The sequence below is a fragment of the Celeribacter arenosi genome (genome assembly GCF_039539485.1).
GTDB classification, from domain to species: domain Bacteria; phylum Pseudomonadota; class Alphaproteobacteria; order Rhodobacterales; family Rhodobacteraceae; genus Celeribacter; species Celeribacter arenosi.
On sequence record NZ_BAABDF010000005.1, the window covers coordinates 101,373 to 107,945 of the forward strand.

8 protein-coding genes are annotated in these 6,573 nt (G+C 59.7%); 4 read left to right on the plus strand and 4 right to left on the minus strand.

The features are described from left to right. Nucleotides 1-7: 7 nt before the first annotated feature. Nucleotides 8-1,609 carry a D-alanyl-D-alanine carboxypeptidase family protein gene (locus ABD815_RS05580; protein WP_344844871.1) on the minus strand — a complete coding sequence of 534 codons (1,602 nt, stop codon included), beginning with the start codon at nucleotides 1,607-1,609 and terminating at the stop codon, nucleotides 8-10. Nucleotides 1,610-1,791: 182 nt separating this feature from the next. Then, nucleotides 1,792-2,502, minus strand: a complete 711-nt coding sequence (locus tag ABD815_RS05585) for an HAD family hydrolase (protein WP_344844678.1) — start codon at nucleotides 2,500-2,502, stop codon at nucleotides 1,792-1,794. Nucleotides 2,503-2,620: 118 nt separating this feature from the next. Between ABD815_RS05585 and clpS the strand changes: the two genes are divergently transcribed. The 3 genes from clpS to ABD815_RS05600 are packed head-to-tail and all read left to right on the plus strand — an operon-like array spanning nucleotide 2,621 to nucleotide 4,808. Continuing rightward, nucleotides 2,621-2,968, plus strand: coding sequence for an ATP-dependent Clp protease adapter ClpS (gene clpS / locus ABD815_RS05590; protein ID WP_425549847.1), 348 nt, complete (start codon nucleotides 2,621-2,623; stop codon nucleotides 2,966-2,968). Nucleotides 2,969-2,984: 16 nt separating this feature from the next. Next, the gene (locus ABD815_RS05595) at nucleotides 2,985-3,965 is read left to right on the plus strand and encodes a class I SAM-dependent methyltransferase (protein WP_344844680.1); all 981 of its coding nucleotides are present in this window, start codon (nucleotides 2,985-2,987) and stop codon (nucleotides 3,963-3,965) included. Between the two features lie 30 nt (nucleotides 3,966-3,995). Then, nucleotides 3,996-4,808 (plus strand): SDR family NAD(P)-dependent oxidoreductase, encoded by an 813-nt coding sequence (locus ABD815_RS05600; RefSeq protein ID WP_344844684.1) that lies wholly within the window; start codon nucleotides 3,996-3,998, stop codon nucleotides 4,806-4,808. Nucleotides 4,809-4,826: 18 nt separating this feature from the next. Here ABD815_RS05600 and ABD815_RS05605 read toward each other — a convergent pair whose 3' ends face one another. Beyond that, on the minus strand, nucleotides 4,827-5,204 hold the full coding sequence (locus tag ABD815_RS05605) for a hypothetical protein (RefSeq protein ID WP_344844688.1): 378 nt from the start codon (nucleotides 5,202-5,204) through the stop codon (nucleotides 4,827-4,829). A gap of 124 nt (nucleotides 5,205-5,328) precedes the next feature. On the opposite strand from ABD815_RS05605, the gene hemF reads away from it, so the two are divergent. After that, nucleotides 5,329-6,222, plus strand: a complete 894-nt coding sequence (gene hemF, locus ABD815_RS05610; RefSeq protein WP_344844691.1) for an oxygen-dependent coproporphyrinogen oxidase — start codon at nucleotides 5,329-5,331, stop codon at nucleotides 6,220-6,222. A 74-nt stretch (nucleotides 6,223-6,296) separates the two neighbouring features. Here hemF and ABD815_RS05615 read toward each other — a convergent pair. Further along, on the minus strand, nucleotides 6,297-6,573 hold a 277-nt coding region (locus ABD815_RS05615), incomplete at its 5' end, for a uroporphyrinogen decarboxylase family protein (protein ID WP_344844696.1).

Here is a 6,573-nt window from a genome sequence, read left to right on the forward strand (position 1 = left end):
CCTTTTGTTACGTGCCGCCGATTGTGTCGCAGCTCAGGCCGCGTGCATCCAGACGACGACAGGTCAGCGCGGCTTGTTCTTCGCTCATGCCGAGGAAGTTCGCCTGATAGCCGCGGTTGGATTTCACCACTTTACGCAATGTGCCGTTGAGCATCTCCAACTCGGACAGCGCGGTCTTCAACAAAACTTTGCGCGCTTCGTATTCCGACCCGTAAGTGCCGATATTGACCCCGTAGTGGCGATCACCCGAGGTGGAGAACCGTGCCACAACTTCCGGCGCGCTAGGTTCGGGGTTGGTGAGAACCACAGCCGCACCCGGATTAACCGAGGCGAGTTGAAGCGTCTCCGGACGCGGGATAGGGGCCATCTTGGGAATGGTGAATGTCGCAGCACGTGCGGCTTCTGCCTGTTGCGCTTCCAGCTTTTCCTTCTCCGCCTCGACGGCGGCGAGGATAGCGTTGGCCTCCTCTGCGGCTTTGGCCGCGGCTGCGGCGAGCTCTGCGTCCTTGGCGGCCTGTTTTTCCGCTTCGCCCACAGCATCGAGAATTTCAGACGACATGGCGAGCAGGATGGTTTCCTGCTCCGGTGCAATCGCAGGCCGCGGGCGCAGTTTCGGGATCGGGCTCTTGGCAACCGAGATATTCACGCGAATGATCTTGGACGCCACAGCAGGCGTTTTCTGGTTTGAGGCAACAACCACGGGCCCATTGCCGGACTCTTTGCCCATATAGGGCGGACGCGACGGTTTGTTCACCGCAACGCGGTTTGGCGCCCGTTTGAACCCCAGATCCATCAGCTCGGCGACCTTTGCATTGCGCGACGCCGTGGAGCGACCGCCGAAAACGGTGGTGATAATGCGTTCCCCGCCGCGCTCTGCAGAGGCGGTCAGGTTGAAACCGGCAGCCGAGGTATAGCCCGTCTTGATCCCGTCCGCGCCGCGATAGGAGTTCAGGAAGCGGGCGTTGGTGTGGCTCACCGTGCTAATCCCTGCATCCGCGCGTTCCCGCGAGAACAGGTTGTAGTATTCGGGATAGTCGTAAAACAGATGGCGCCCCATAACGGTCATGTCGCGTGCGGTGGACAAATGTCCGCTCGCAGTCAGACCGTGGGCGTTTTTAAAGGTGGTGCGCGACATGCCGAGCGCCTTGGCGGTCCGGTTCATGCGGCGGGCGAATGCCGCCTCGGACCCTTCAACGGCTTCGGCAATTGCAGTTGCGGCGTCATTTGCCGATTTCACCGCAGCGGCGCGAATAAGGTATCTTAGTTTGATTTTCTGGCCCGCGCGCAGGCCGAGCTTCGATGGCGGTTCGGCGGCGGAGTTGCGCGAAATCGTCACCAGGGTGTCCAGAGAGATTTCGCCGTTCTCGACCGCTTCAAAAGCGACATAGAGCGTCATCATCTTGGTCAGGGACGCTGGGTGAAGTCGCGTATCCGCGTTGGTTGCATGAAGTACTTTGCCGTTTCGCGCATCCATGACCAATGCGGCGTATTCGGCGGCACTCACGCGTGCCGTCAAACCGACCATGATCGCAAGGGCGATCAGGAACAAAGGGAATACACGTTGGGAGAGGGACCGCAGGAATCCCTGCGCTCGCACATCGCTCGTCATCATAACTCTGCCTCGTTCTGCCGGATCATGTCGCCCAGCTTATGAATGGGAGCGTAACACAGGGTCAGAAACGAGAAAACAGCCAATTTTCAAAGGGTTTTCGGGCGTGCATCGATGCAACGCTACATGTGGTGGGGATGGGCCGCGAAATGTCTACATTGTGACAGCCCAGCGATTTCGCATCAGGCGGAGGTTTGAATTTCCGATAACAGACCAGGAATTTCGCCCAAATTTTCGACAGATCGATACTGTGGATGATGCGCAGGCGGGGCCGCGTGTTCCAATTCCCACGTGTGGCCATGGGGAACATAAACGCCCCAAGCCCCCGCATCGATGGGCGGAATGACATCCGATTTCATGGAATTGCCGATCATCATGGCCTCTGCGGGCGCAATCCCGCGACGATCAAAAATGCCCGAATAGACGTTCGCGGTCTTGTCAGACACGATCTCGACCCCGTCAAACAGGTCCCCCAAACCCGACTGGGCGAGTTTTCGTTCCTGATCGAGCAGGTCGCCTTTGGTCACCAAAAGCAGATCGTAGGACGACGCGAGCGCGCGCACCGTCTCCTCGACACCTTCCAGAAGATGGATCGGATGCTGCAACATATCCTGACCGGCCTCGATCAGCGTGCGAATAACACTCGCGGGCACTTTCTCGTCGGTCACGTCGATGGCCGTTTCGATCATCGACAGGACGAAACCTTTGATCCCGAAACCATATTGGCCGAGGTTGCGACGTTCGGCGTCCAACAGGCGCTCGGCGAGGTGATCACGTTCGGTATAATCGGCGAGAAGATCGGCGAATCGTTCCTGCGTCAGGCGGAAGAATGCTTCGTTCTCCCACAGCGTGTCGTCGGCATCGAAGGCAATCGTCGAAAATTTGACAGGCATAGGGTGCGTTCTCTCCTCTATCTAGGGACATAACCCCCTTTATTCAGGCCCGAAAGGGCCTATATAGTCCGTCCAAGCACATCCCGTCTTGGCAATTGAGAAATCCGGAGTCGACCGAGTGAACCTCTCGCCTCATACGCTATCCGACAAAGACGACCGCTTCGATGAAGACGGCGGCGTTGGCGTTGCGCTGAAATCGAAACCGCAAACAAAGCGACCTCCCCTGTACAAGGTGATGTTGCTCAACGATGACTACACACCGATGGAGTTTGTCGTCACGGTTCTGGAACGGTTTTTCGCCATCGGCCATTCGCATGCGACCGAGATCATGCTGACCGTGCACAAAAAAGGGTTGGCGGTCGTTGGTGTCTTTCCCTTCGAGATTGCCGAAACCAAAGTGATGCAGGTGATGGATTTCGCCCGCCGCCACCAGCACCCGCTGCAATGCACCATGGAAAAGGAATAGGCGCTAGCCTACCCGCATGGATGCCCCCCGTATCTCCTCGCTCTTGGGCAGTGATCTGCCCACAGGCCGCGTCGTCGTTTACCGACCCCGCGCCGGCGCCGATCTGTCGATTTTCGGCGATGCCACCGTCGAGGTGATCCAGAGCTTTAAACCAGATCACGACGCCTTCGCGGCCATGGGGCTAACGACCCGCCTCGCCGCAGAGGGCGAATACGACCTCGCGGTGGTCTGTGTGCCACGATCCAAAATCGAAGCGCGCGGTCTGATCGCGGATGCCGCCGCCCGTGCGCGGCGCGTGATCGTCGACGGGCAGAAAACCGACGGGATCGACAGCCTCCTGCGCGACATCAAAAAACATGGCGCCGAAGCTGTGTCGGTCTCCAAATCCCACGGCAAAGCCATTTCGTTCACAGGCGGCGACTTCGCCGACTGGACCAATCCGGGTCCGATGCATGTCGTCGATGGCTTCACCACGCGCGCTGGCGTTTTTTCTGCCGAACGTGTCGATGCGGCCTCGCGGTTGCTGGTGGAAAACCTGCCCGACAAACTGCCCGCCGTTGTCGCCGACCTCGGGGCAGGGTGGGGCTATCTTTCGCGCCATATCCTCTCGCGTGACGGGGTTGCCCGATTGCACGTGGTTGAGGCGGAACATAACGCGCTGCTCTGTGCGCGCGAAAACGTGGCCGATCCGCGTGCGACCTTCCATTGGGCCGATGCCACGACCGTAAAGCTGCCTGAAATTGTCGATGCGGTCGTGATGAACCCGCCTTTTCACACGACACGCGAAGGCGACCCGGGGCTGGGACAAGCATTCATCGGCTCGGCTGCGCGCCTGCTTAGTCCGCGCGGCACGCTTTGGCTCGTCGCCAACCGGCATTTGCCCTATGAGGCCACGCTCGGGGCGCACTTTGCTGACGTAACGGAAGTGACCGGAGTCGCAGGGTTCAAAGTCCTTCGGGCGGCAAAACCCCTTCGCAGGGGCGGGCGAAACGCCTAACTTGGCTGAAATGGAATCGGGGATGAGACCATGAGTTTTTCAATTGCAGGCAAGACCGCGATCATCACAGGCGCGGCCAACGGCGTGGGACTCGCCATTGCGCGCCACTTCGAGGCGCAGGGCGCCAACGTCATGTGCGCGGATATGGACGAAGAAAGTCTGGCCAATGAAATCGGAGATGCCGCCGAGACCGAAGGCTCGCGGATTTCCTATTACGCAGGCGATCTGCGTGAAAAGCTGACCGTCGCCAATCTACTCTCGGCCACCATCGACGCCTACGACAGCGTGGATATTGTGGTGAACGCCTCGCGTCAGGTGCTGACATCGGACCCGCTGAACGCAGATGCAGACAATGTCGCAACGCTTCTCGAACAGAACCTGATGACCTCGCTGCGCATCACCCAGCAGATTTCGCGCTGGATGATCGCGCGTGCCGAAAAAGAGGACCGCACCACGGGCCCTCTCGGGTCCATCGTCAACCTGTCGTCCATCGCCGCACGGCGCGCCCAGCCCGAGCTTTTGGGGTTCTCGATTTCCTCCGCAGCGGTCGATCAGATGACGCGCGCGATGGCCGTGGCTCTCGCGCCCTACCGCATTCGCGTCAACGCCGTCGCCTTCGGATCGGTGATGAGCGCGAAACTTCAGGACGTGATTTCAGATACGCCGGAGTTCCGCGACAGCATCATTGAAAACACCCCGCTCGGACGCATCGCACCCGCCGCAGAGATTGCGGAAACCGTGCAATACCTCGCCTCTGAGTGCTCGGGCTTTATGACCGGTCAAATCCTGACCGTTGACGGGGGTCGCACGCTTGTGGACCCAGTGCGCGTTCCCACGCACTGACCCCACTCCCTGAGGTTCTTAGCCTTCGGGATATTGCGCGATACAGGCGGCCTGCGCGGCCTTCGTCGACACCGCCAACTCGGCCTGCTTGGCGAGCTGCGAGCTTAACTTTGCCCGCTCCGCTTCGAGGTCGATCGACACAGGTTTCTGACGCTTCACCGTATCGACCGTCTGGCAATACAGATCGCGCCCCTCGGCATCCTCGCCACATTTTTCGTAGCTTTCGACAAGCTCGGAATAGGTCGTCAGACCATAGCCGCGCGCGATATTGGCGCGTGTCTCTTCGATCAGCCCCGACACAATCCGATAGTCCTTTGACGCCCGCGAGATACAGGCGTCCTGCTGCGAACAGGCAGCGATGAGGGGCAACAGGGCAAATGGTATGAGCCAACGCATGGCGATCTCCTACAGAGTGAACGCCTGACGATAGCAAATTGCCGCGGTTGTGAAAGGGGCACTTGGAAGTTTCGGCGCCATCCTGCTAAACCCCTGCGAACCTTTTGAGAGAGGGATCTCATCCATGAGCGATCAAATGGACGCGCAAAAACAGGCGGCATCGACTTGGTTCCGTACGCTGCGCGACAACATCGTCCAAGCCTTCGAAGCGCTGGAAGACAGCCAGACCACCGGCCCCTTCAGTGATCGTGAAGCAGGGCGTTTCGAGGTGAGCGAAACCAAACGCGATTCTGCCGACGGGTCGGATGCGGGCGGCGGGTTGATGTCGGTGATGCGCGGTGGGCGCGTGTTCGAAAAGGTCGGCGTCAACGTATCCACCGTCTACGGCACCCTCGCACCGCGCGCGCAGGCCGCGATGGCCGCGCGCAAAGGCATCGAAGGCATGGCGGATGATCCACGTTTCTGGGCCTCGGGCATCTCTCTGGTCGCGCATATGCAAAACCCGCACACGCCGGCGGTTCACATGAACACCCGCATGTTCTGGACCCCGCACGCATGGTGGTTCGGCGGCGGATCGGACCTCAATCCCTGCATCGAATACCCTGAGGACACCAATAGCTTTCACACGGTTCTCAAAGAACACTGTGACCAACACGATCCGGCCTACTACCCGCGCTTCAAAAAATGGGCGGACGAGTATTTCTACATCCCGCACCGCAATCGCGCGCGCGGTGTCGGCGGGATTTTCTACGACGACCTGAACACAGGCGACTGGGACCGCGACTTTGCCTTCACGCAGGCTGTCGGCCGCGCGTTTCTGCCCGCGTTCCTGTCTGTGACGGTCAAACGGCGCGACACCGCGTGGACAGAGGCGGATAAAGACGCCCAGCTCATCCACCGCGGCCTCTATGCCGAATATAACCTCGTCTATGATCGCGGAACCAAATTCGGCCTCGAAACCGGCCATGACGCCAACGCAGTGCTCATGAGCCTCCCGCCGCTGGCCAAATGGGTGTGACGCAGGATGTTACCCCCGGCCATGACACCGCGAAACATCTGCCGGCGGTCTGGGTCGCGATGAAGACCTGACCCCTAAACGGTCTCGCGCAGCGTCTCGATCATCAACGAGACGTTGTCGGGATCCGCGTCCGGTGTAATCCCGTGGCCGAGGTTGAAGATATGCGGCCCCTTGGAAAATGCCTCGCGGATGTGGCGCACTTCGTCGATCAACGGCTGCCCACCCGTGACCATATGTGACGAGGCGAGATTGCCCTGCACACAGCCGTCTTTTTGTACATTCGCCGCACCCCATTCCGGCGTCACCGAATTGTCGAGCGCGACACAATCCACGCCTGTCTTGGCATGAAAT

Coding starts and splice junctions, on each gene's coding strand:
- ABD815_RS05605 (WP_344844688.1), bottom strand. CDS start 5,204: ATGCGTTGGCTCATACCATTTGCCCTGTTGCCCCTCATCGCTGCCTGT.
- ABD815_RS05595 (WP_344844680.1), top strand. CDS start 2,985: ATGGATGCCCCCCGTATCTCCTCGCTCTTGGGCAGTGATCTGCCCACA.
- ABD815_RS05585 (WP_344844678.1), bottom strand. CDS start 2,502: ATGCCTGTCAAATTTTCGACGATTGCCTTCGATGCCGACGACACGCTG.
- ABD815_RS05580 (WP_344844871.1), bottom strand. CDS start 1,609: ATGACGAGCGATGTGCGAGCGCAGGGATTCCTGCGGTCCCTCTCCCAA.
- ABD815_RS05600 (WP_344844684.1), top strand. CDS start 3,996: ATGAGTTTTTCAATTGCAGGCAAGACCGCGATCATCACAGGCGCGGCC.
- hemF (WP_344844691.1), top strand. CDS start 5,329: ATGAGCGATCAAATGGACGCGCAAAAACAGGCGGCATCGACTTGGTTC.